The organism is Acidiphilium sp. JA12-A1 (assembly GCF_000724705.2).
GTDB lineage: Bacteria > Pseudomonadota > Alphaproteobacteria > Acetobacterales > Acetobacteraceae > Acidiphilium > Acidiphilium multivorum.
This window is the reverse complement of sequence record NZ_JFHO01000062.1, coordinates 31,666-54,605: the sequence shown is the minus strand read 5'-3', so window position 1 is coordinate 54,605 and position 22,940 is coordinate 31,666. Positions and strand designations below refer to the sequence as shown.

The window sequence follows — 22,940 nt, the reverse complement described above, 5'->3', positions numbered from 1 at the left end:
GGGACGCATCGATCAGACGGTTGCTGTGCCGCCGGGGAGGGCTGACTGCCGGGGAGGAAGGCCGAGCGCCTGCACCAGCATGTCGACGCTTTCCGTCAAGGTCAGCGTACAGGTCGCGGCTATTCGTGCAGCAGGCATGTCCCTGCTCGGCGCGGTGTTATTGACATCGCCGCCGCGGTGGATGCAGCCGATCTCGATGGGCATGGACCGCCGCGCTCCTTGTTCATCCAGCCAGGCACGGAAATCGTCGGCCACGGATCGGGAGACGCAAAGCGCGTTATCCGCCTCCGCGACGATTTCGAGCCAGTCGGTGCAGGGCTTTTCGCCATCGTGCGAAACCTGCCTGGGCACGCGTGCGGGCGGCTGGTCGTCGATGATAAAAGCTGTCCGGACGCCGAGCGTTCGCCAGCGCCGGTATAGGTCGGCTTGCCCAGAACCGGCGCGGTGGCTCGGATACAGCGCCAGAAAAACGTCGCCCGCGTGCGCGTCCACCGGTTCATCCTCGAATCCCTCAGACGGGACGCCGAGAAGGTTCATTGTCCAGCGCCTGGCGTAGCGATAGCCGTTGACCTTCACCGAGGCATGGACGGGCTCCACGCGAAATCCCGCCGGTGGCCTCCGCAACAGTTCGAGCAGAAGTTCCCGGGGCGATGATTGAATTCGGTCTTTCGAATCTGGTGCGAGCAGACCGGACACATCCACCAGGAATTGGCGAGTGATGGGCTGGGCTCCGTTCTGCGCGAGGCAGCCCGAGATCTGCGCGAGGTCGGCCGCGGTCAGTCCCGAAGCGGATCGGCCGATGGAACTGATCGCACCGCGGGTTGTTGCATCTGCCTGCCGATAGGCAACCTCGATCGCTTCGTGATAGGCGGCCGCGCATGCGCGCGGAGCGTGCGTCCTGAGGATGCGTTCGCGCGCGCGCTGGCCCAGGGCTTTGCGTTTCCCGGTATCACGCGCCAGAACGTCCAGAACGGCGGCCAGTTGAGCACGCTCGAATTTGTCCGGCAGCTTCCAGACCGTGTCCGCCGGGAGGTCCGCCATCGAACCGTTTGCGTTGACGATCGTGGCCACACCATAATTCATACAGTCAAGAACGGCCGCGGAGGTTTCCCCGCGCGACAACGTGCGTAGTTGCACCGCGATATCGGCAGCGGCGAGATAGTCGCGATATGTCGATTGATCGGTCCAGCCGGTGATGAGAATCCGTTCCGCGGCCCGGCTGTTCCTTGCTGTCGCAAGCAGGGCGCGGCCATAATCGTCGTTGGAATGGCCGCCGACGAAAGCGAGATAGGCGTCGGGACGATCGGCATGTGCCGAGGCGAGCCAGGCTTCGAGCGTGACGTGGTTCAGCTTGGTCGCGTTAAGGCCGCCGAAGCTGCAGGTCAGCATCGCATCTTCGGGCAATCCGATCCGCCTTCGTGCCTCCGATCGATGAAACCCAAAAGCGGGTGCACGGAGGAGGGGGATGATCGCCCAATCTCGTGCCGTGTCGGGGCCGTACCACTGTCTGGCGAGGCGCACCGCATTGGGGCCGTGAACGATGATTCCAATTGCATCCGAAAGCACGTCCGCGTTGCACGGAAAGTCCCAGATGACCGAATTGATGTCCCCGCGCTTGTAGCGCTGTTCTGCAGCCGCGTAACCGTGGCTTCGATAGAGCGCCCTTGCCAGATGGCCGGCGCGGCCGACATCGCCTTCCATCCACCAGGCGACGCCTGACAGGAAGAAATCGTGCAGCGTTACCACGCCGGGGACTTCTCGCAGAAGGTCGAACATGTGCTGATGAAATGCCGAGTTCCCGAACTGGTACAGGACCCGGTCGTAGGACGAGGGGTTGGCGCTCAGCCAGTCGGGCGAGCGGATCGGGAATTGGCTGCGGAGCCATTCGGGCCCGATATCCGGCCGACTGGCGATGATCTCGATTTCATAGAAGCGTGACAGTTCGGGAATCAGCTCGGCACTGTAATCGCTGATTCCGCTCTGTTCTGGCGGCAGAGGCGAGATGTAGGCCAGTTTTGGGCGGGGCGTTTGCGTGCGGCGCCTTTGCGGCAGCAGCGCATGGCGCAAATGGAGCGCTTCGAGAGCTTTCACCGCGCGTTGCGCCGTGATGTCCCAGGAAAAACGGGTGGCTTGCTCAAGGCCATGGGAGACAAGTCGTTCCCGGAACCTCCGATCCTCCAGAACCTGTTGGAGACTGTTCGCAATTGAGTCCGGATTCAGCGGATTGAACAGGGCTTCGTCCAGGCCCACCACTTCCGGTAGGCTCGATGCGTTGCTGGCAATCACCGGCGCGCCACAGGCCATCGCTTCCAGCGCGGGCAACCCGAAGCCTTCATGCCAACTCGGAAATACGAAGGCGGTGCAGGCGTGATAGAGGTGGATGAGGTCGTCCTCGGGCACGAAGCCGGTGAACATCAGCGTCGAGGCGCCAAGCCCTTCGCGTCGAGCGAGAGTTCTCAGCCGGTCTTGTGCGTCATCATCCGCCTTGCAGACGATGGCAAGCTGATGGGCTTCACGTAGGTGCGCGGGGAGTCGGGCGAAAGCGGTAACGAGCCGATCGAGATTCTTGCGATGATCGATTCCTCCGGTGTACATCACGAACGGCAGGTTGAGACCGTAGCGTGCCCGCACCGTATCCAGAGTGGAAAGAGGCAGATTTCGCCGATGGAATTGCGGATCCGCAGCTGCGCCGATATTGACCGTCTGACCCGCCGGAAAGCCGAGGTGGTCTTTTGCTTCCTTTGAGCTGGATGCTGAAATAGCCAGCAGCAGATCTGCGCGCCGCAGATGGTCCAGCTGGGCTTCGTACCATTTTTCTATCACGGCATGATGCGAAAGATAAGTTTCGCGGTGGATGAGCGGGATCAGGTCATAAAGCACCGCAGCCGTCGGAATGTCGTGCAAGGTGCCGATGCTGGCGACGGCGTCGTCGATCAGGCCCTCGAAGAGACTGGAAACCAGAACGACATCCGGCCGAAGCGCGGCGAGATAGGCTTCCCGGACGCATGCGGCTGCCCGTCTCCGCGCATGATTGGTGTCATCTGCCGCGCTGATCCCTCTCGGGCATTGCCAGACGCGAAATTGTCCTGGCGGCAGGAGTGGCGCGAAGGTCGCCCGAAGCAGCGGCAGCGATTCGGGAAAGGCATCACTGGCAGCGATAATGACGTCATGAGGCCCGCGCCAGCGTGCGATGCCTTGGGCCAAACCCATCGTGTAGCGCCCGATTCCGCGAAACGCGCTGCCGCTCGTCTGGGCTCCTTGCACATCAATGACGATGCGCATCAGCGTATCCTGGCCGTTTCGTCTTCATTGAGGCTGGCGCGAAGGAGTTGAGCGTAGATCTTCGCCGCCGTTAGCGGCAGGTCGGGATCCGCATGACGAGCCCTAGCCAGCCGCGATCGAGCCGCATGGGCCCGCATCTGTCCGCGGGGACGGGGAGAGCCGGGGGGCGTCGGCCGCAAAGCCGCGCGCAGAACCCGATCCAGCCATGGAAAGTGTCGCAAGATGTTGATTGCGAGTGCGCGCAGCCTCGGCATGGCCCGTACCCGATCCGCCAATCCGCTCAGGGTAAGACGCACAAGACGTCGAAAGAAATAGGCGGGTTGCACGGTCAGCCCTCATGAGTTTGGCGCGACATCCGCCGTATGAAGTTCATTGCGGCTCTAAACGGACTCGTCACGCGCCACGAGCGGCTGGCATGGATATCCATGATCAGCCGCTCCGCTTCACGCAGCCTGGAAGCCGCCTGATTCGCCTGTTGTTCCGCGTCATGTCGCAGGGCCTTTTCACGCTCCATCCGCCGCTCAGCTTCCTGCTCTCGTGCCTGGATTACGGCGAGCATTTGTCGGCAAAACGGAGCGGAGGCAAGCCCGCTCAAACTGAAATTATCAAATATATTTGGGCCGTAGCAAAAATAAGATTGTAATTCTAGATGTTGTATACTGATATAAAATCTGTTTAACCCATCAAAATATACAAATTTATAGCCTAATTTTGAGATAATTTCTTCCCAATCCGAAAAAGTCGGGTTTTTCGTATTGGGTTTGGTGCTTTCGATCACGATTATCCACGGCCGTACAGCGGACGGCGCCCAGGTGGAAATCACCTCTCGTTCCATCCCTTCCACGTCAATTTTCATCCAATGGATAACTTGATCCGTCATTTCATCGAGAATGTCGGATAGCGGTCGGCACGGCACCTTGATGCGGTTGACGGAAAATCCGCGTTGACGGTGCTCATCGGCAAGGGAGGCATCGCCCGTGCTCAACCCGGTATCGGCAATTTCGTAGAAGTCGATCGTATCGCTGGTCGCCCCGATCGCAGCTTCGATAACGTTCTCGTCAGGGCGCGCGACCCGGAGGCGTTCGGCATAAGCCGGGTTTGGCTCGACATGAACCCCGCGCCATCCGCGCTCGTAAAACGCGAGGCTAACGGAATCGATGATCGGATCCTGTGCGCCGATGTCGATATAGGTTCCAGGCGAAACATGCCCGAGCGCGCGCCAGAGCATGACATCCTCGAAATTCTGGGCATAGGAAATGAACTGACGTTCGGAGCCGGCTTCAGGCGCCATTAATCCCCACATAAAATCACTGTGAACTATACGTGCTGGCTCCGAAATAATCTTTTCGGAGCAGTCGTTCTAGCCGGCTTCCGGGTATGAAAGCCAATCGGCGCAATTCAGACGGCTGGCCCTGGCTACGGGTGAACGGTGGCGGACATCATTCGGACGGCGCCGCTCATAGGATCGACCCACCTGAACGGCGGGAAGGAACGAGTGAGAGGGAGGTGAGCGCAATGAGCGCTCATTCTGGCCAACGGAAGCGGGGCGAAGCGTGTAGGAGAGTGATCCGGGTTGCCGGGCGAGGCGTACGACACTCGGTCATGCCCGTCGACGAGCTTGATCTAGCCCGGATGTCTGGCGACATCCCCGATCCGACCAAGCACGAGGAAGCAGGCACAGCTGGAGGGACGGTCAGGCCCTCTGGCGCGCGTTGCTCAGCAGGCGCTCGATCAGCACGGCGATAATAATAGCTGAGCCGATCACCGTGCCCTGCAAGCAGGGCTAGACGTTCAGCAGATTTAGCCCGTTGCCGATGAACATCGTGACGAAGGCGCTGAACAGGTGCCGATGATCGAGCCGTGACCGCTGTACAGGCTGGCGATGCCGATCACCGCCGCGGCGATTGCGGCGAGCTTGAGCCCCTTCCCGCCGAGCGGGTCGATGGAGAGGATGCGCGAGGCGAGGAAGATCGCGGCGACGGTGCCCTTCGGGCCAGAGATGACATCGGCCACCACATTCCATGCGCGGATGCGCAGGCCTGCGCCGCGGCGAGGGTCACCTCGAGGTAGGAACCGATCCTGAGCAACTTCTTCTTGCCGCCGATCTTTTGGCAACGGAAGCGTCAGAGCTTTCCTCCTGCCATCGTTAACAGCAGGAACAAGACATTGGAATCGAACATCATGCAAGGCTTGTCGAGCGCCTTCGACTCACGGATGGCGGCGTCCGCAAGTATATCCCCATTCCCATACACGATGTCCGCCCCCTCGTGCCCCGAGGTTTGAGGCGATGTCTCGTGAGACGGATTGGGCCGCCGGTACGGGAGAAATAGAAGAGGTAGACGTCTGAGATCGTGTGAAAAGGCGAAACTGGCGGAGAGGGTGGGATTCGAACCCACGGTACCCGTGAAGGCACAACGGTTTTCGAGACCGTCCCAATCGACCACTCTGGCACCTCTCCGCGGCCGCGCGGCTTATAGGCATGTTGGCGCCGGCTAGGCAACAGTCGGCTTGCGGTTGGTGGTGCCCTGCCATCGGGCGAATCAATTGACAGCAGGGCGCATCCCGCTATAACCCCGCAATCTCGCGATGCCGAAAGGTTTCGCGCAGCTTTTTTTGTCCGCCCGCGCGGCGTTGCAGATAGAATTGGACCAGATCGATGTTCGCAGTCATCCGCACCGGCGGAAAACAATATCGCGTCGTGCCGGACGCGGTGCTGAAGGTCGAGAAGCTCGAGGCCGAGGCCGGCAGCACCGTCACCTTCACCGACGTTCTCGCCATCGGCGGTGAACAGGGCGTGACCTTGGGCAAACCCGTTGTCGAGGGTGCGACGGTCACCGCCACGGTGATCGCGCAGGACAAGCTCGATACGGTCATCATCTTCAAGAAGCGCCGCCGGCAGAACAGCCGTCGCAAGAATGGCCACCGCCAGCCGGTGACCGTGCTGCGCGTGTCCGGCATCAACGCCGCCTGATCGGAGGGATATCCCATGGCACACAAGAAAGCCGGTGGTTCGTCGCGCAACGGGCGCGATTCCGAGGGCCGCCGCCTCGGCGTCAAGAAGTTCGGTGACGAACAGGTGATCGCCGGCAACATCATCATCCGCCAGCGCGGCACCAAGGTGAAGCCGGGCGCCAATGTCGGCGTCGGCCGCGACCACACGATCTTCGCCCTCGTCGACGGACGCGTGAAGTTCTCCCGCAAGGCCGAAGGCCGCGTGCACGTTTCGGTCGAGCCGCTGCCGCTCGCCGCGGAGTAATCTGTCTCCGGCATGAAGGACGCGAAGGCCGGCCGGTGCCGGCCTTTTGCGTATCTGCACCCATGAAGTTCCTCGACCAGGCGAAAATCTATGTGCGTTCGGGCGATGGCGGCAACGGCGTCGTCGCGTTCCGGCGCGAGAAATACATCGAGTTCGGTGGGCCGGACGGCGGCAATGGCGGCCGCGGCGGCGACATCGTGTTCGAGGCGGTCGAGAACCTCAATACGCTGATCGACTTCCGCTATACCCAGCATTTCCGGGCCCGCAAGGGCGGCAATGGCGCCGGATCGGACCGTACTGGCGCCGCCGCGCCGCCGGTGGTGATCAAGGTGCCGGTCGGCACCCAGATCCTCGACGACGACCGCGAGACCCTGCTCGCCGATCTCGATGCACCGGGCAAGCGCATCGTGCTGCTGCGCGGCGGCGATGGCGGCCATGGCAACGCCATGTTCAAGACCTCGACCAACCGCGCGCCGCGCCGTGCCGATCCCGGCTGGCCGGGCGAGGAGCGCTGGGTCTGGCTGCGGCTCAAGCTGATTGCCGATGCAGGGCTGGTCGGGCTGCCGAATGCCGGGAAATCGACCTTTCTCTCGGTGGCCTCGGCGGCGCGGCCCAAGATCGCCGATTATCCCTTCACCACGCTGCACCCGCAGCTCGGCGTGGTCCGGCTGTCGATGACCGAGGAATTCGTCCTCGCCGACATTCCGGGCCTGATCGAGGGCGCTCATGACGGCGCGGGGCTTGGCGACCGCTTTCTCGGCCATGTCGAGCGTTGCGCCGCGCTGATCCACCTGATCGACGGGGCGGCCGGCGACGTGGTGGACGCCTGGCGGACGATTCGTGGCGAGCTCGAAGCCTATGGCGGGGGGCTCGCGGACAAGCCCGAGCTGATCGTGCTGAACAAGATGGATGCGATGACGCCGCACCAGATCGCCGGCCGGCGCTCGGCACTGGAACGGGCCTCGGGCTGCAAGGTCATGGTGATTTCCGCCGCCGCGCATCAGGGGGTCGATGCGGTGCTGCGCGAAACCCTGCGGATGATCCGCGAGCAGCGGCAATGAGCCCGGGGCTGCCCGATCCAGGCAGCGCACGGCTGCTGGTGGTGAAGATCGGGTCCGCCCTCATCGTCGATCCCGATGCCGCGGCGCCGCGCACAGCCTGGCTTGCAAGCGTGGCCGCCGACATCGCGGCCCTCCGGGCGCGCGGCGTCGGTGTTATCGTGGTGTCCTCCGGGGCGATCGCTCTCGCGCGGCGGCAGCTTGGCCTGACGCAGAAGCGGCTGCGGCTCGAGGAAAAGCAGGCTGCGGCCTCGGTGGGTCAGATCCGGCTGGCGCAGGCCTGGAGCGAGGCGCTTTCGGCGCACGGGCTGGTCGCGGCGCAACTGTTGCTGACCATGGACGATACCGAAGACCGGCGGCGCTATCTCAACGCGCGGGCCACGCTCCGCACGCTGCTCGAACTCGGCGCCGTGCCTGTGATCAACGAGAACGACTCGGTCGCCACCGGCGAGATCCGCTTCGGCGACAACGACCGGCTCGCCGGTCGGGTGGCCGAAATGGTGGAGGCCGACCAACTGGTCCTGCTCTCCGATATCGACGGGCTCTATACCGCCGATCCGCGGCGCGACCCGGCGGCGGCGCATCTACCCGTCGTCGCCGCGATCACGCCGGAGATCGAGGCGATGGGCGGCGCGCCGCCGCCGGGCTATTCCTCCGGCGGGATGCGGACCAAGCTCGTCGCCGCGCGGATCGCGACCCAGGCCGGCTGTGCCATGGCGATCGCGCTTGGCGGGGTTGCGCATCCGCTCGCGTCCCTCGAAGCGGGGGCGCGCTGCACCTGGTTCCTGCCGCAGCCCGGAGGGCGCTCGGCGCGCAAGCGCTGGATCGCCGGCTCGCTCGCGCCGCTCGGGCGGCTGCATGTCGATGCCGGCGCGGCGCGGGCGATCCGCCGCGGCTCATCGCTGCTGCCGGCGGGGGTGGTGCGCGTCGAGGGACGGTTCGAGCGTGGCGATGCGGTCGAGATCGCCGGGCCGGATGGGGCGGCGCTGGCCCGCGGCCTTGCCGCCTATCCGAGCGAGGATGCGATGCTCATCGCCGGCCACAGGACCGACGAGATCGAGGCGCTGCTCGGCTGGCGCGGTCGGGATGAGCTGATCCACCGCGACGACCTCGTGCTCGTCGCCGGCCCGTTGCCGTCCGTTTCGTCGTAGGCCCGAGCACAAGCGTCAGGCGACTTCCGTCCGTTCGAGGTCGACGCGCCGGCGCGGCAGCGCGTATGGATATTCCTTCTGCAGGAACGTGATCATCTGCTCGCGCACGAAGCAGCGCAGATCCCAGGCCTCGCCCGAATTGCGCGCCGAGACCAGGGCGCGCAGTGTCAGCGTGGTCTCCAGCGCGTGGGTGACCTGCAGCACCACCACCTTGCCGCTCCAGAGCGGCGTCGCGTGCACGATCTCGTCGAGCTTGCGGCGCAGCACGTCCATCGGCACGGTATAGTCGAGGCTCCAGTGCACCTCGCCGATCAGTTCTGACGAGTCGCGTGTCCAGTTCTGGAACGGCTGTTCGAGCAGCCAGGCTAGGGGGACGACCATGCGCTGCCAGTTCCAGATCCGCACCACCACGTAGGTCGAGGTGATTTCCTCCACCCAGCCCCACTGGCCGTTGATCACCACCGCATCCTCGACGCGCAGCGGCTGGGTGATGGCGATCTGGATGCCGGCGATGAGATTGGAGAGCACAGGCCGCGCCGCGAGGCCGACGACGAGCCCGGCCGCGCCGGCGGAGGCGAGCAGCGACACCCCGTAATCCCGCACCGCTGGAAACACCATCAGCGCGGCGGCCGTGGTGATGATGATGGTCAGCACATGGCTGGCCCGGCGCAGCACCTGCCATTGAGTCACGTGCTTGCGGGCGATGGCGTCGGCCTGGATGTTGTCGGGACGGTGGGAAAGCTGGCGCGTCGTGTAGATGTCGATCGCGAGCAGCACGGCCCAGCCGATCAGGATCACGAGGCCCGCGCTCAGCGCGTGCAGCACGCCGAAGCGCAGGCCCGGTCCGAGCGGCGCCTGCGGCACCACCGTGGTCAGCATCAGCACGATCAGGAAGGCCAGCACGATGGCCCGCACGCGGGCGACCAGCGCCCCCGTGGCCCTGCCGCGGTCGCGCAACGGGCGGGGGAGCAGCCGGAACAGCATCGCGTGGAACACGATCGCGACCAGGATCGCGGCGGCGGCCAGGATTGCCGTGGTGACCAAAGGCGGCCAGCCGTGCAGCACGATTGTAAGGTTGCCGGCGGCGTGCGCGATGGGGTTGCCGGGCGCGGATCGGGTCATGCGGCCTCCTCCTCTGGTGGCGCGCCGCGTCCCCCGCAAGGGATCGCGGCCGCCGGGCTCAGTGAGGAGGTAGACCGCCGTGCCGGCGATACAACCTTCGCCGGGGAAATGCGCGCCGCTTCAGCCGCCGAAATAGCCCGGCAGGATCTTCGAGGCGCTGGTTGCGGGATTGTCTTTCAGCAGCGCCGGATCAGTGGTGACGATGATCAACCCGGCCATCGGCGTGCCGAATCCATGCACGCCAGGACGCACCTTCGGCAGCCACACCCCGCCTGGAGCCTTGGCCAGTTCCGCATGGACCGGACAATAATACCATTCCGGCCCCTGGTGCCGGAAACTGATCGAGTAGGTGTGAACCTTGTGGCCCTTGCCGGGTGTGCCCGCCAGCGCCGGGGCGTCGAACGTCTTGCTCGCCGCACCGGTCTGCGGGCTGTAGCCGAGAATGGCGTGCGCCCCGGTATCCTCGTTGACGAAGACCACTTTCTGGCCCGGACGGACGAATACGAGGCGCTCCAGGAACTCGTTGGCGCCGTTCATGTGGATGTAGACCGGCTTCGGCGGCGCTGCGGCACTGGCCGCGGACGCACCGAAGAGGGTGGCAGTGGCGAGGCCGATCGCAAGGGCGGATCTGTTCATGGCATTCTCCTTTGGCATGCGGGCAGTCTCGATCGTCATCATGGCGGAACAAGGGCCCGGATCGGGCACGCTCATCAATCCGCCGTGAGCGGCGCGTTCAGGGGCCGCATTGCTGCACCGGCGCCAGATGAAGCGGCCAGGATGGGGGATCGTCGGCCGCGGCGAGGCTGTCGGTCAGTTCTGTCCAGGTGCCGCCGAGCAGGATTTCGACCGGGCGGAAGCGCGCCTTATAGGCCATTTTCGGACTCTCCGGCACCCAGTAGCCGAGATAGACATAGGGCAGGCCGAGTTCCCGCGTGCGCTCCACCAGCCACAGGATCGAACGCGTCCCCAGCGACTGCCGAGTGAGATCCGGCGCGAAGAAGGAATATACGGCGGAAAGCCCGTCGGCGAGGCGGTCGGTCAGGCAGGCGCCGACCAGTTCGTCCGCGCCGTCGCGAAACTCCACAAGCCAGGTCTCGATCGGCGTATCCTCGACCATGGCGCGATAGTCGTAGAAGCTCATGCCAGCCATATCGCCCTCGCCGTGGCGGGCCTGCTGGTAGCGCTGGAACAGCTTGAACTGCTCGGCCGTGGCGCGCGGCGGCATCTCATAGGCGCGCAGCCCGGCATTCGCGGCGATGATCCGTCGATGGGTCCGGCTCTGCCGGAACCGGTCGCTGACGATGCGGATCGGGATGCAGGAGCGGCAGCCCGCGCAAACCGGCGCATAGGCGATGTTGTGGCTGCGCCGGAACCCGCCGCGCGAGAGCCGGTTGTGCAGCGCGTCGGCATCAGCGCCGGTGAGTTCGGTAACCACCTTCCGCTCGGTCCGCCCCGCGACATAAGGGCAGGGTAGCGGGGCCGTGGCGTAGAAGAACTGCGGCGGGCGGCCAGGGACGGTCACGGCGCGGCAGGGCGCCCCAGCGCCGAGGTGTGGACGACCGTGAGGCCCGAGAGCAGGTCATGCCCCGCGCGGCGGCGGCGGGTGACCAGCACCAGCAGGAAGGGCACCATGCCGAGCATGAAGGACACGCCGAGCAGCACCGTCCAGGCCAGCGCCTGGGCGAAGCTCGGCCGCAGGGCAACGCTCGCCTCCAGCGTATCGTCCTGTCGGAGCGTGAGACCCAGCAGGCGCTGCCCCGGCGTCGCCGCGGCGGACGAGCACAGCCACAGGATGTAATAGAGCGGCGGGACGGCCCAGGTGAAATGCAGCAGCAGGAAACCGAGGCCGAACGTTGCGATGCCAAGCACCACGATCACCCACCAGACAGCGACGCTCAGCACGGCGAGAAGCACCATGTCGACAAGAAAGGCGATGATGCGGCGCGGCCAGACATCGCGGGTCAGCCAGGCGTCGCGCGCCGCTTCGGCATCGAAAGGCAGGGACTGGCTCATGCTCTCCAAGATAGTGCGCCGGGCGGGGCGCGCGCAATGGCCTGCACTGCCCGCGCGTCATGGACAGCGGCGGGAGCGGTTGCTACACGCGCCACGGATCGTCCGGTCCACCTCCTTCGACATCGGGGCCGCCCGTTCCGGCCGCAGGGATCCGTCACATGAAGATCGTCGCGTGTAACTCGAATCTGCCGCTTGCGGACGCCGTCAGCAAGGCGCTGCATCTGCCGCTGACCAACGCCATCATTCGCCGCTTCGCCGACATGGAGATTCATGTCGAGATCCAGGAAAACGTCCGCGGCGAGGATGTGTTCGTCATCCAGTCCACCTGCTTTCCGGCGAACGACAACCTGATGGAGCTGCTGATCACGCTCGATGCGCTGCGGCGCAGCTCGGCGCGGCGGGTGACCGCGGTGATCCCGTATTTCGGCTACGCAAGGCAGGACCGCAAGACCAACCCGCGCACGCCGATTTCGGCCAAGCTGGTCGCCAACATCATCACCGAGGCGGGCGCCAACCGGGTGCTCACGCTCGACCTGCATGCCGGGCAGATCCAGGGTTTCTTCGACATTCCGGTGGACAATCTCTACGGCGCGCCGCTCTTCGCGCGCGACATCCAGGACCGTTTCGCCGGGCGCGACATCATGGTGGTGTCGCCGGATGCCGGCGGCGTCGCCCGCGCCCGCGCCACGGCGAGCCGCCTTGCCTGCGACTTCGCGATCATCGACAAGCGCCGCCCGCGCGCCGGCGTTTCGGAAGTGATGAACGTGATCGGCGATGTCGAGGGACGGCACTGCATCATGATCGACGATATCGTGGATTCCGGCGGCTCGCTCTGCAACGCGGCCGAGGCGCTGATCCGCCACGGCGCGGCTTCGGCCTCGGCCTATGTCAGCCACGGCGTGCTCTCCGGCCAGGCGCTGGAACGCATCGGCGCCAGCCCGATCGAGACGCTGACCATCACCGACAGCATCCATCTCGATCCCGCACGCAATCCGCCGTCGAATCTGCAGGTGCTGACCATCGCCCCCTTGCTTGCCGAGGCGATGCGCCGCATCTCGGATGAAACCTCGGTCAGCTCGCTGTTCGACTGACCGGCCGCGAAAACGGGAGGAAACGGAATGAAACTGTTCTATGCGCCAGGCGCCTGCTCGCTCGGCATCCATGTCCTGATCGAGGAGCTCGGCCTGCCGCATGAAGGCGTGCTGGTGAACCTGCGCGACGGGCAGCAGTTCAGCGACGACTACAAGGCGATCAATCCGAAGGCCAAGGTGCCGGCAATCGTGCTCGACGACGGCACCGTGCTGACCGAGTGGATCGCCATCGCGAACTACCTGGCCGCGACCAACCCGGCGGCCCAGCTGGTGCCGTCCTCCCCGGTCGAGGCCGCGCGCTGCAACGAACTCGTCGCCTACATCAACGGCTGGATGCATCCGCAGGGCTTCGCCCGCATCTTCCGCCCCGAGCGTTTCGCGCCGAATCCCGAGGACAAGGAGGCCGTCCGCGAGCAGGGGCGGAAGATCTTCGCCGAAGGATTCGACCTGATCGAGCCGGTGCTGGCCGATGGGCGGGAGTGGCTGCTCGGCGCGTTCTCGATCGCCGATGCGGCGCTGTTCTACGTCTCCTTCTGGGCGGAAGGCCGGCAGACGATCCCGCTGCCGCCGAATGTCTCGGCGCATTATGCGCGGATGAAGGCGCGCCCGGCGGTGGCGCGGGCGATGGAGCAGGAGCGGCTGTCCTGATGACGCTGCCGCGCGCCCCGTTCTGGTTCCTCCGCCACGGCCAGACCGACTACAACGCGCAGGGCCTGTCGCAGGGGGCGATCGACATTCCGCTGAACGAGACCGGCCGCGCGCAGGCCCGCGCCGCGGCGCCGCTACTGCTCGGGCGCGGGATCGTCGGCATCGTCGCCTCGCCAATGCAGCGCGCGCGCGAGACCGCCGAAATCGTCAACGAGACCCTCGGCCTGCCGCTCGCCTTCGAACCGGACCTGCGCGAGGTGGTGTTCGGCGGCATGGAGGGCCAGCCGCTCGAACCCTGGTTCGGCGACTGGATCGAGGGACGGCTGACGCCGCCCGGCGCCGAAAGCTTCGCCGACATCACTGCCCGCGCCGGCACCGCGCTGCGCAGCATCCTGGCGAGGCCGGGGCCGCTGCTGCTGGTCTCGCACGGCGCCTTCTTCCGCGCGGTGCGCGGCCTGCTCGGCGTGAGTCTGGAAGGCCGCACCGCCAATGCAGCCCCCATCCTCTGCGCGCCGGACGGCGAGGGGTGGCGGACGGCGATGGCCGCCGAACTCGACGAGGCGGTGGCGCCGGGCGCAATGTAGATTGTCTTCATCCGGCCAGGCCGGATCGCCTGTGGGGGAACGTAACATGGAAATGGGCTTTTTCGCGCCGAGGCACATGGATATCGGCGGCGGGGCGGCGGCGCGGATTGCGGTCCTGCTCGGCCGCTTCGGCCTGTCGCGGCCGCTGATCGTCACCGATCCGGTCATGGTGAAACTCGGCCTGGTCCGCCGCATCACCGATCCGCTGGAAGCGGCCGGGATCGTCTGCACGATCTTCAGCGACACCGTGCCCGAGCCGGTCGATACCGTGGTGGAAGCCGGCGTCGCCATCGCCAGGGGCGGCGCGTTCGACTGCCTGATCGGCTTCGGCGGCGGCTCGCCGATCGACACGGCGAAGGCGATCAACATCCTGCTCGCGGCGGCGCCAAGTGCGCGCATGCGCGACTTCAAGGTGCCCGTCGCCGCTGATACGGCGGCGCTGCCGCTGATCGCGGTGCCGACGACCGCCGGCACCGGCTCGGAAGCGACCCGCTTTACCGTGATCACCGATACCGAAACCGACGAGAAGATGCTGATCGCCGGGCTCGGGGCGCTGCCGCTGGCGGCGGTGGTCGATTACGAGCTGACCATGAGCGTGCCGCCGCGCACCACCGCCGATACCGGGATCGATGCCTTCACCCATGCGCTGGAGGCCTATGTCTCGCGGCGGGCGAACCCGGTGTCCGACGCCTATGCACGCAGCGCGATGCGGCTGATCGGCGCCAACCTGCGCAAGGTCTGGCAGACGCCGCAGGATCGCGACGCGCGCGAGGCGATGATGCTCGGCGCGACCCTCGCGGGACTCGCCTTCTCGAACGCCTCGGTGGCGCTGGTGCATGGCATGTCGCGGCCGATCGGCGCGCATTTCCATGTGCCGCACGGCATGTCGAACGCGATGCTGCTGCCGGCGGTGACGCGCTTTTCGCTCAATGCCGCGCTGCCGCGCTACGCCGAATCCGCCCGCCTCGCCGGCTTCGCCCGCGCCGATGACGCCGACCAGCTGGCCGGCGCCAGGCTGATCGAGGCGTTGGAGGCGATCAATGCCGAGCTCGAGGTGCCCACACCGCAGGGTTTCGGCGTGGCCCGCGCCGACTGGGACGCGCTGCTGCCCAAAATGGCGGAACAGGCGCTGGCCTCCGGCAGCCCCGGCAACAATCCGGCGGTGCCGGACGCTGCCGAGATCGTGAAGATCTACGAGGAGATCTTTTGACGTCGCGTGCTTGATGCGCTTCTGGCGTCGCGTCCCTGACGCGCTTCTGGATTCGCGTGCCGGCCCCGCGCTCAGGCGAGTGCGAGGTCGGCCGCGAGTTCGAGCAGGGCGAGGTCGCGTCCCGGCCCGGCGATGAGCGACAGGCCGACCGGCGCCCCGTTCACCTTGCCGACCGGAATGGTGAGTTCCGGCAGGCCGGCGAAGGCGGCGATGATGCCGACGCGCAGCGTTCGCGTGCGGACGTCTTCATAGACCGCCTGCTCCGCCGCAACCGGCGGGGCCGGGCAGGGCGAGGTTGGAATCACCAGCACCGCGCCGCCGGCCAGCAGCGCGTGCATCCGCGCCGTGTGCGCGCGGCGCGCCACGCGGCCCTCGGCAGCGGCTTCGGCGGTGAAGCCGCCCGTCGCCGCGATCCGGCCCGCGGTGACGGGGTCGAGCAGCGGCTTGACCGTCTCGATGAAGCCGCCCAGCGTCAGCCACGTCTCGCGCCCGCGCACGGCGTTCTGCCAGGCCAGCATCCGGTCGAGCCCTTCCGGCACCGGGTCGGCCTCGCCCATCGGGCCCAGCCTGGCGAGCGCGGGTTCGAGGGCAGCGACGACGTCGGGATCGGCATTGGCGAAGGCTGCGGGAATCATGAGAAACTGGGCCGCGAGCGGCGGTGCTGGCGGCAAAAGCGCCTCGCCGACGCGAAGCATGGTCTCCGCATCGCGGGTGAACCAGCCAGGCGTGTCGAAGCTCGGGGCCAGCGGCGCCGCCCCGGCCAGGCTGAGCAGCCCCTGAGTCGGGCGCAACCCGTAGAGCCCGCAATAGCTGGCCGGAATCCGCACCGAGCCGCCGGTATCCGAGCCGACGCCGACATGGGCGCGGCCGGACGCGACCATCGCCACCGAGCCGCTCGACGAGCCGCCCGGCAGCCGGTCCGGCGCCGCCGGGTTGAGCGGCGTGCCGTAATGGGTGTTGCGCCCCTCCAGGCCGAAGGCGAGTTCGACCGTCGTTGTCTTGCCGGTGACGCGGGCGCCGGCCTCGAGAAGCTGCGAGACGATCCAGGCATGCGAGAGGGCGGGGCCGAAATGCCGCCCCCAGTCGGGGTTGCCGAAGGCGGTCACTTCGCCCGCGATGTCGAACAGGTCCTTGACGACCACGTCGAGTCCCGCAAGCGGGCCGTGCGGATTGCCCCGGATGTCGAGCGATTTGATCAGGCCGAGATCGGGAGCTTCGGAGAGGGGATGGCGCGTTTCCATGGCGAAAGGGTAACAGAGTTCGGCGCCGGGTTGAACCGGCTTCCGGCAGGGTTAAAATCGGCTGGCCGGCACCGATATCTCCGGCAGAGGACAAGGACGAGGGTCGATGAACGCCACTGCCATTACTGCGGATGCCGCGACGATCGAGGCCGCCGACAAGGCCGCCCGCCACTGGGTCAGCCCCGATCCCGGACCGCTGAAACCGGGCTCGGAAGCACACAAGCGCGCCGTTTGCGCGATGTTCCACGAAACCTTCAACCCTTACAAACCCTCGGTCATCGAGTGGCCGAAGCTCGACCCCGAAACCCTGCACAAGATCACCTCGCTGCCGATCTGGGACATCGCGGTGCAGACCGAGGGCAAGGCGCGGCTGCGGATGGCGGCCTATGCGCGGATCATCGCCGATCCGGACATGAGCAAGACGATCGAGCTGAACGGCTGGGAGGAGAACCGGCACAAGGAGGTGCTCTCCAAGCTGGTCGAGGCCTATGACATTCCGCTCGAACCGGAGCCGGAATACCGCCAGCCGAAGGATCCCGAATGGGCCTATCTGGTCACCGGCTATTCCGAGTGCGTCGACAGTTTCTTCGCCTTCGGCCTGTTCGAATTGGCGAAGCGGTCCGGCTTCTTCCCGGCCGAACTGGTCGAGACCTTCGAGCCGGTGATGCAGGAGGAGTGCCGGCACATCCTGCTCTTCGCCAACTGGGTCGCCTGGCACCGCGCGAGGCTGCCGCTGCACCGGCGGATCTGGTTCGAACTCCGCGTCGCGGCGGTATGGGCGTTCCTCGGCTGGGAGCGAATCGGCATCGCCCGCGGCATGGACGACGGGGGCAAGGACAAACCCAAGGCGCAGGACAACAATTTCACCGTGACCGGCAGCAAGTCGGTCAGCGCCGAAGACATCTCGGTGCCGGAACTGATGCGCATCTGCCTCGAGGAGAACGACCGGCGCTTCGCCGGCTACGACCGCCGGCTGCTGCGGCCGACGACGATGCCGACCCTGGTGCGGACCGCGCTGAAATTCATGCCGAAACCGCGCCAGAAGGCGGCGGCGTGAGCGGCGGCGGCACGGCCGGCGGCAACGAACGGCAGATCGCCTACTGGAACGAGGTCGCGGGGCCGAAGTGGATCCGCGTCCAGGCGGCGATGGAATCGAGGCTGACGGCGGTCGAGGACCGCCTGCTGGAGCGGGCTGCGCCCCGCGCTGGCGAGCGGGTGCTGGAGGTCGGCTGCGGCACGGGGACGACCACCGCGCGGCTCGCCGGGCTGGTCGGTGAGGGCGGGCATGTCACCGCCGTCGATGTTTCCCGCCCGATGCTTGAGGCGGCGCGCGCCCGGCTTGCCGGCCTGGCGCAAGTGACGCTGATGGAGGCGGATGCCGCCTTCGCGACCTTCGCAGCGCCGTTCGACCTCGTCACCTCCCGCTTCGGCGTGATGTTCTTCGAGGATCCGGCGGCCGCCTTCGCCAATCTGCGCGCCTCACTCGTTCCGGGCGGCCGCCTCGTCTGCGCCGCCTGGGGGCCGATCGCCGACAATCCGCATTGGTCGGTGCCGCTTGAGATCACCGTGGCACGGCTCGGCCCACCAAAGCCGCGCCGGCCGCACGCGCCGGGCCCCCTGGCCTTTGCCGACCGCGACCATGCACGGACGGTGCTGACGCAGGCGGGCTTTGCCGAGATCGCCATCGAGCCCGAGCGGGTCATGCTGTCCGGGCGGTCACTCGACGACGAGGCCGAAATGGCGGGGACGATGGGCCCGGCCGGCGCGCTGATCGACGAGAAGGAGGCCGATGCCCAAACGCGCGCGGCGCTGCGGGTGGCCTTCCGCGAAGCTCTCCCCGGCTATGCCGACGCCGATGCCTGGCTGCCGGCGACGATCCACATGATCACGGCGCGCAACCCGGCCTGATCCGGCTGGTCACTGCAGCGCCGCCTCGGCGTGGCGGACCGCCGCAAGCGGGGCGGCGGCGCGGCCAACGACACGCCCGCCGATCAGGGCGAGCCAGTCGCCATCGGCGGGTGGGCGGGGCAACAGGCGGATCAGCCGCGCCTCGTCATCCAGCGCCACGGCATGAAACCGGCCACGCGCGGTCGTCATCGGACCATCCAAATGAATGACGCGGGCAACAGCATTGCCCGCGTCATCAAGTCCCAGCCATTCACGGGCGCGCGCGCCGGTCTCGGTCAGGAAGCTGTCGCGGCCGCGCACCCAGCGAAGCCGCATCGCATCAGCTCCGCCAGGCCGGCGGGCGCCACACCATCAGGCACTCTTGGTCATGATCTCGTCGGCGATGTTGCGCGGCACGGGATCGTAATGGTGGAACTGCATGGTGAAGGAGGCGCGGCCCTTGGTCATCGAACGCAGGTTCGAGATGTAGCCGAACATTTCCTTCAGCGGCACCTGGGCGCGGACGATCACGGTCGAACCCGAGCTTTCCTGGTTCTGGATCATGCCGCGCCGGCGGTTGAGGTCGCCCACCACATCGCCGACATGGTCCTGCGGCGTGGTGATCTCCACATCCATGATCGGCTCGAGGATGACCGGGCCGGCCTTCTTCATGCCCTCGCGGAAGCACGCCTTGGCGGCGATTTCGAAGGCCAGCGCCGAGGAGTCGACGTCATGGTACTTGCCGTCGACCAGCGTGTACTTGAAGTCCACCGTCGGGAAGCCGGCGAGCACGCCGGTATCGGCCTGCACCTTGATGCCCTTTTCCACCGCCGGGATGTATTCCTTCGGCACGGCGCCGCCGACCACCTTGTTCTCGAACAGGATGCCCTCGTTGCGCTCCTGCGGCTCGAAGATGATCTTGACCTCGGCGAACTGGCCCGAGCCACCCGACTGCTTCTTGTGGGTGTAGGTCTCGGTGTGTTCGCGGGTGATCGTCTCGCGATAGGCCACCTGCGGCGCGCCGACATTGGCCTCGACGCCATATTCGCGCCGCAACCGGTCGATGATGATGTCGAGGTGCAGCTCGCCCATGCCGGAGAGGATGGTCTGGCCGGTTTCCTGGTCCGTCTTGAGGCGGAGCGAGGGGTCCTCGCCGGCGAGCTTCTGCAGCGCCAGCGTCATCTTCTCGACGGCTTCCTTGGTCTTCGGCTCGACCGAGATGTCGATGACCGGCACCGGGAAGGCCATGCGCTCCAGCACCACCGGGTCGTCCGACGAGGCCAGCGTGTCACCCGTGCCGGTGTCCTTCAGGCCAACGAAGGCGGCGATGTCGCCGGCGTGGACTTCCTTGACCTCCTCACGCTTGTCGGCGTGCATCTGGAACATGCGGCCGACGCGTTCCTTGTGGCCCTTGGTCGTGTTGAGCACCGTGTCGCCCGAGCGCAGCGTACCGGCATAGACGCGCACGAAGGTGAGCGTGCCGTATTTGTCGTTGATGATCTTGAAGGCGAGGCCGGCGAAGGGCGCGTCGGGGTTGGCCGGGATCACGCGGCGGTTGGCCGAGGGGTCTTCCTCCTCGCCTTCCGGCGGGGCGACCTTGATGCCTTCGATGTCGACCGGGCTCGGCAGATAGTCGAGCACGGCGTCGAGCAGCGGCTGAACGCCCTTGTTCTTGAAGGCGGTGCCGCACAGCACCGGGCGGAACGCGCCGGAGATCGTACCGGTCTTGATCGCGCGCTTCAGCGTCTCGGTCGCGACGTCGCCCTTCTCGAAATATTCCTCCATGCCCGCATCGTCGACCGACAGAGCGGTGTCGAGCAGGTTCTGGCGGTATTCCTTGGCCTTTTCCAGCATATCGGCCGGGATTTCCTCATCGTGGAACTTCGCGCCGAGTTCGCCGCCTTCCCACACGATGGCCTTCATCTCGACCAGGTCGACCACGCCGACGAACTGGTCCTCGATGCCGATCGGCAGCTGCAGCGGCAGCGCCACGATGTCGAGCTTCTCCTTCAGCGTGTCGAACGCGCGGTAGAAGTCGGCGCCGGTGCGGTCGAGCTTGTTGATGAAGATGATGCGGGGAACGTTGTAGCGGTCCGCCAGGCGCCAGTTGGTCTCGGACTGCGGCTGCACGCCGGCCACGCCCTCGATGATGAACACAGCGCCATCGAGCACGCGCAGCGAACGGTTCACCTCGATGTTGAAGTCGATGTGGCCCGGCGTGTCGATGATGTTGATGCGATGGTCTTTCCACTCGCAGGTAACGGCGGCGGAGGTGATGGTGATGCCGCGCTCGCGCTCCTGCTCCATGTAGTCGGTCGTCGTGTTGCCGTCATGCACCTCGCCAATCTTGTGCGACACGCCCGTGTAATACAGGATACGTTCCGTGGTCGTGGTCTTGCCCGCGTCGATATGCGCGGTGATGCCGATATTCCGGATCTTGGCGAGCGAGGTGCCGGACATGCAGTCTCTCCAGGGTGGGCTGTGCAGGGTTCAGCGAACAGCGATTACAACGAAAAACGGGCGCGACCGCCGGTGAGTGTCCCGGCAATCCACCCGATTACGACCGGCTTTCGACCAATCTTCGCCCGCATAATGGCAAGGCGGGCCGCATTTTGCAACCCGGCGGCGGTTTTTCCTTTCGCACGCGGCGAATTCGCGCTAGCCATTCGCCATGGGACAACCTGCCGCACGCCTGACCGACATGCATGTCTGCCCGATGGTGGACGTGCTTGTGCCCCATGTCGGCGGGCCGATCATCGGCCCCGGCGCGCCCACCGTGCTGATCGGCGGCATGCCGGCCGCGCGGGTGGGCGACATGGCGGTTTGCGTGGGCCCCCCCGACTCGGTGGTCGTCGGCGCGTTCACCGTGTTGATCGGCGGCCAGCCCGCGGCGCGGATGGGCGATTCCACCGCGCACGGCGGCACCATCATTCTCGGCATGCCGACAGTCCTGATCGGCTGAGAGGCGCCGCGCCCGTCAGGGCGCGGCCTGTATCGGAGCGTCGCCGTCAGAGCGCGGCTTTCAGCTTCCTCATCATCCTTGTGACGAATCCGGCCGGCGGGTCGTCCGCGAGGGCGACGGCGGGAACGGTCGCCAGGGTCTTGCCGCCGGCGCTGACGGTGATCGTGCCGACCGTCTGCCCGCGATGCACGCCGGCTGCCGGCGGCGGGTCCAGCGCCACGGAGGTCTTAAGGGTCTTCGCGGCAAGCGCCGGGATCGTCATCGTGATGCTGTGCGCCGGGCCGACCGCCACCGCGGTCGTGCGGTAGAGCGGCGCCTTCAGCATGCCCGCCGGCTTGCCGGCAACCGCGACCTTGGCATTGGCGTAGAATTGGTAGCCGTAATCGAGCAGGGCCTCGATATCGTGCGTGCTGACGGTCCAGCTCGGCCCGCCGAGCACCACGGCGATGAGGCGGCGGCCGTTGCGCAGGGCTGTGGCGTCGATGCAGTGCCCGGCTTCCTTGGTGCGGCCGGTCTTAAGCCCATCCACCGTCGGGTCGTGGAACAGCACCGGGTTCCAGCTTCGCTGGCGGATCTTGTCGAAGGTGAAGTGCTTCTTGACCGAAATCTTCAGGAACTGCGGATAGGTACGGACGATGTCGCGCGACAGTTTTGCAACATCCATCGCCGTGGTGCGCAGGTCCGGGTTCGGCAGGCCGTCCACGTTCGTGTAGTGGGTCGACTTCAGGCCAAGCGCCTTGGCCTCATGGTTCATCAGCCCGACGAAGCCGCTCCGGCTGCCGGCCACCGCCTGGGCGAGCGCCACGGCCGCATCGTTGCCCGAGTCGATGATCAGCCCGTGCAGCAACTGGTCCACCGTGACCGTCATGCCCGGCGAGATGAACATGCGTGAGCCGCCGGTATGCCAGGCCGAGACGCTGACCGGCACGGTCTGGTCCATCTTCAGCGAACCGTGCGCGACAGCCTGGTAGGTCAGATAGGCGGTCATCAGCTTGGTCAGGCTGGCCGGTGGCCAGGGCTGGTCCGGCGCCTTGGCGGCGATCACCGCGCCGGTATCGGCGTCCATCAGCACATAGGAAGCCTGCTGCGGCAGGGTCGGCGGCATCGGCACGCCGGGAATGGCGAGGGGCGCCACTGGCGCTGGTCCCGCGTCCTGCGGCGCGGTCGTCGCCGCGGTTGCGTGTGCCGCGCCCTTGCCCGGCGCGGGCGTGCGCCCGGCGGCGTAGGACGTAGCGGTGAACAGGGCGAGGGTGAGAAGTGAAAGGCGGCGCTTCATGGTGGCGGAAGTCCGGACTGTTGGCATGGCGAGAGGCATACAATCGCCCCCGTGCCGTGGCAAATCGCGAGGCCGTGCGTCGCGTTCACGGTGGTGTTTCGCCGCACTTCCTTGACTTCGCGCCCCCCGCACGGTTTGAAGCGGGCAGACAATATCAGA

Annotated in this window: 22 protein-coding genes and 1 tRNA gene; 11 read left to right on the top strand and 12 right to left on the bottom strand. The window is 66.4% G+C overall.

All coding sequences use genetic code 11. The features are described from left to right. Nucleotides 1–12 precede the first annotated feature (12 nt). From RT91_RS12045 to RT91_RS12030, 4 genes are all read right to left on the bottom strand, one after another. Nucleotides 13–3,282 (bottom strand): glycosyltransferase, encoded by a 3,270-nt coding sequence (locus RT91_RS12045; protein ID WP_035187466.1) that lies wholly within the window; start codon nucleotides 3,280–3,282, stop codon nucleotides 13–15. Nucleotides 3,283–3,610: 328 nt separating this feature from the next. Further along, nucleotides 3,611–4,573, bottom strand: a complete 963-nt coding sequence (locus tag RT91_RS12040; protein WP_035187522.1) for an FkbM family methyltransferase — start codon at nucleotides 4,571–4,573, stop codon at nucleotides 3,611–3,613. Nucleotides 4,574–5,082: 509 nt separating this feature from the next. Continuing rightward, nucleotides 5,083–5,295 carry a sugar ABC transporter permease gene (locus RT91_RS12035; protein ID WP_240314278.1) on the bottom strand — a complete coding sequence of 71 codons (213 nt, stop codon included), beginning with the start codon at nucleotides 5,293–5,295 and terminating at the stop codon, nucleotides 5,083–5,085. A gap of 355 nt (nucleotides 5,296–5,650) precedes the next feature. Beyond that, nucleotides 5,651–5,740: transfer RNA gene (locus tag RT91_RS12030), tRNA-Ser, on the bottom strand. Between the two features lie 198 nt (nucleotides 5,741–5,938). Here RT91_RS12030 and rplU point away from each other — a divergent pair. The 4 genes from rplU to proB all read left to right on the top strand — a co-directional run bounded on the left by rplU (nucleotide 5,939) and on the right by proB (nucleotide 8,747). Continuing rightward, entirely contained in the window at nucleotides 5,939–6,253 is a 315-nt protein-coding gene (gene rplU, locus RT91_RS12025) for a 50S ribosomal protein L21 (protein ID WP_007422159.1), read from the top strand. 15 nt (nucleotides 6,254–6,268) lie between these two features. Then, nucleotides 6,269–6,538: a 50S ribosomal protein L27 gene (rpmA, locus tag RT91_RS12020; RefSeq protein WP_011941373.1), complete on the top strand. Its 270-nt coding sequence runs from the start codon at nucleotides 6,269–6,271 to the stop codon at nucleotides 6,536–6,538. A 62-nt stretch (nucleotides 6,539–6,600) separates the two neighbouring features. After that, on the top strand, nucleotides 6,601–7,599 hold the full coding sequence (gene obgE, locus RT91_RS12015; RefSeq protein ID WP_007422157.1) for a GTPase ObgE: 999 nt from the start codon (nucleotides 6,601–6,603) through the stop codon (nucleotides 7,597–7,599). Then, a complete protein-coding gene (gene proB / locus RT91_RS12010; protein WP_007422156.1) occupies nucleotides 7,596–8,747 on the top strand; it encodes a glutamate 5-kinase in 1,152 nt (383 codons plus the stop codon). The genes obgE and proB overlap by 4 nt, the downstream gene beginning before the upstream one ends. 15 nt (nucleotides 8,748–8,762) lie before the next feature. Here the strand turns inward: proB and RT91_RS12005 are convergent, their stop codons facing one another. The 4 genes from RT91_RS12005 to RT91_RS11990 all read right to left on the bottom strand — a co-directional run bounded on the left by RT91_RS12005 (nucleotide 8,763) and on the right by RT91_RS11990 (nucleotide 11,882). After that, nucleotides 8,763–9,869, bottom strand: a complete 1,107-nt coding sequence (locus RT91_RS12005; RefSeq protein ID WP_011941374.1) for a mechanosensitive ion channel family protein — start codon at nucleotides 9,867–9,869, stop codon at nucleotides 8,763–8,765. 120 nt (nucleotides 9,870–9,989) lie between these two features. Then, on the bottom strand, nucleotides 9,990–10,505 hold the full coding sequence (locus RT91_RS12000) for a Cupredoxin (protein ID WP_197535476.1): 516 nt from the start codon (nucleotides 10,503–10,505) through the stop codon (nucleotides 9,990–9,992). 97 nt (nucleotides 10,506–10,602) lie between these two features. Then, on the bottom strand, nucleotides 10,603–11,391 hold the full coding sequence (locus tag RT91_RS11995; protein ID WP_035187464.1) for an arginyltransferase: 789 nt from the start codon (nucleotides 11,389–11,391) through the stop codon (nucleotides 10,603–10,605). Further along, nucleotides 11,388–11,882, bottom strand: coding sequence for an RDD family protein (locus RT91_RS11990; protein WP_011941377.1), 495 nt, complete (start codon nucleotides 11,880–11,882; stop codon nucleotides 11,388–11,390). The genes RT91_RS11995 and RT91_RS11990 overlap by 4 nt, the downstream gene beginning before the upstream one ends. A 158-nt stretch (nucleotides 11,883–12,040) precedes the next feature. Between RT91_RS11990 and RT91_RS11985 the strand changes: the two genes are divergently transcribed. From RT91_RS11985 to RT91_RS11970, 4 genes are read left to right on the top strand one after another with little or no spacing between them, the layout of a single operon-like run. Then, complete coding sequence (locus tag RT91_RS11985; RefSeq protein ID WP_007422151.1) at nucleotides 12,041–12,973, top strand: ribose-phosphate pyrophosphokinase; 933 nt, start codon at nucleotides 12,041–12,043, stop codon at nucleotides 12,971–12,973. Nucleotides 12,974–13,000: 27 nt separating this feature from the next. After that, a complete protein-coding gene (locus RT91_RS11980; protein WP_007422150.1) occupies nucleotides 13,001–13,621 on the top strand; it encodes a glutathione S-transferase family protein in 621 nt (206 codons plus the stop codon). After that, entirely contained in the window at nucleotides 13,621–14,205 is a 585-nt protein-coding gene (locus tag RT91_RS11975) for a histidine phosphatase family protein (RefSeq protein ID WP_007422149.1), read from the top strand. The genes RT91_RS11980 and RT91_RS11975 overlap by 1 nt, the downstream gene beginning before the upstream one ends. Nucleotides 14,206–14,251: 46 nt before the next feature. Beyond that, the gene (locus RT91_RS11970; protein ID WP_011941378.1) at nucleotides 14,252–15,415 is read left to right on the top strand and encodes an iron-containing alcohol dehydrogenase; all 1,164 of its coding nucleotides are present in this window, start codon (nucleotides 14,252–14,254) and stop codon (nucleotides 15,413–15,415) included. A 71-nt stretch (nucleotides 15,416–15,486) separates the two neighbouring features. Here RT91_RS11970 and RT91_RS11965 read toward each other — a convergent pair whose 3' ends face one another. Beyond that, complete coding sequence (locus tag RT91_RS11965) at nucleotides 15,487–16,656, bottom strand: amidase (RefSeq protein WP_035187463.1); 1,170 nt, start codon at nucleotides 16,654–16,656, stop codon at nucleotides 15,487–15,489. 106 nt (nucleotides 16,657–16,762) lie between these two features. Between RT91_RS11965 and RT91_RS11960 the strand changes: the two genes are divergently transcribed. Together RT91_RS11960 and RT91_RS11955 are read left to right on the top strand one after the other, a co-directional pair. Next, nucleotides 16,763–17,713 (top strand): hypothetical protein, encoded by a 951-nt coding sequence (locus tag RT91_RS11960; protein ID WP_035187461.1) that lies wholly within the window; start codon nucleotides 16,763–16,765, stop codon nucleotides 17,711–17,713. Next, nucleotides 17,710–18,564 (top strand): class I SAM-dependent methyltransferase, encoded by an 855-nt coding sequence (locus RT91_RS11955; RefSeq protein WP_035187459.1) that lies wholly within the window; start codon nucleotides 17,710–17,712, stop codon nucleotides 18,562–18,564. The genes RT91_RS11960 and RT91_RS11955 overlap by 4 nt, the downstream gene beginning before the upstream one ends. Before the next feature lie 9 nt (nucleotides 18,565–18,573). On the opposite strand, the gene RT91_RS11950 is transcribed toward RT91_RS11955, so the two are convergent. Next, nucleotides 18,574–18,879, bottom strand: a complete 306-nt coding sequence (locus RT91_RS11950; protein WP_007422144.1) for a hypothetical protein — start codon at nucleotides 18,877–18,879, stop codon at nucleotides 18,574–18,576. 36 nt (nucleotides 18,880–18,915) lie between these two features. Next, nucleotides 18,916–21,003 (bottom strand): elongation factor G, encoded by a 2,088-nt coding sequence (gene fusA, locus RT91_RS11945; protein WP_007422143.1) that lies wholly within the window; start codon nucleotides 21,001–21,003, stop codon nucleotides 18,916–18,918. 211 nt (nucleotides 21,004–21,214) lie between these two features. Here fusA and RT91_RS11940 point away from each other — a divergent pair, with 211 nt between their 5' ends. Next, nucleotides 21,215–21,505: a PAAR domain-containing protein gene (locus RT91_RS11940; RefSeq protein ID WP_013639273.1), complete on the top strand. Its 291-nt coding sequence runs from the start codon at nucleotides 21,215–21,217 to the stop codon at nucleotides 21,503–21,505. Nucleotides 21,506–21,551: 46 nt separating this feature from the next. On the opposite strand, the gene RT91_RS11935 is transcribed toward RT91_RS11940, so the two are convergent. Continuing rightward, nucleotides 21,552–22,781 (bottom strand): D-alanyl-D-alanine carboxypeptidase family protein, encoded by a 1,230-nt coding sequence (locus RT91_RS11935; RefSeq protein WP_162839080.1) that lies wholly within the window; start codon nucleotides 22,779–22,781, stop codon nucleotides 21,552–21,554. Nucleotides 22,782–22,940 lie beyond the last annotated feature (159 nt).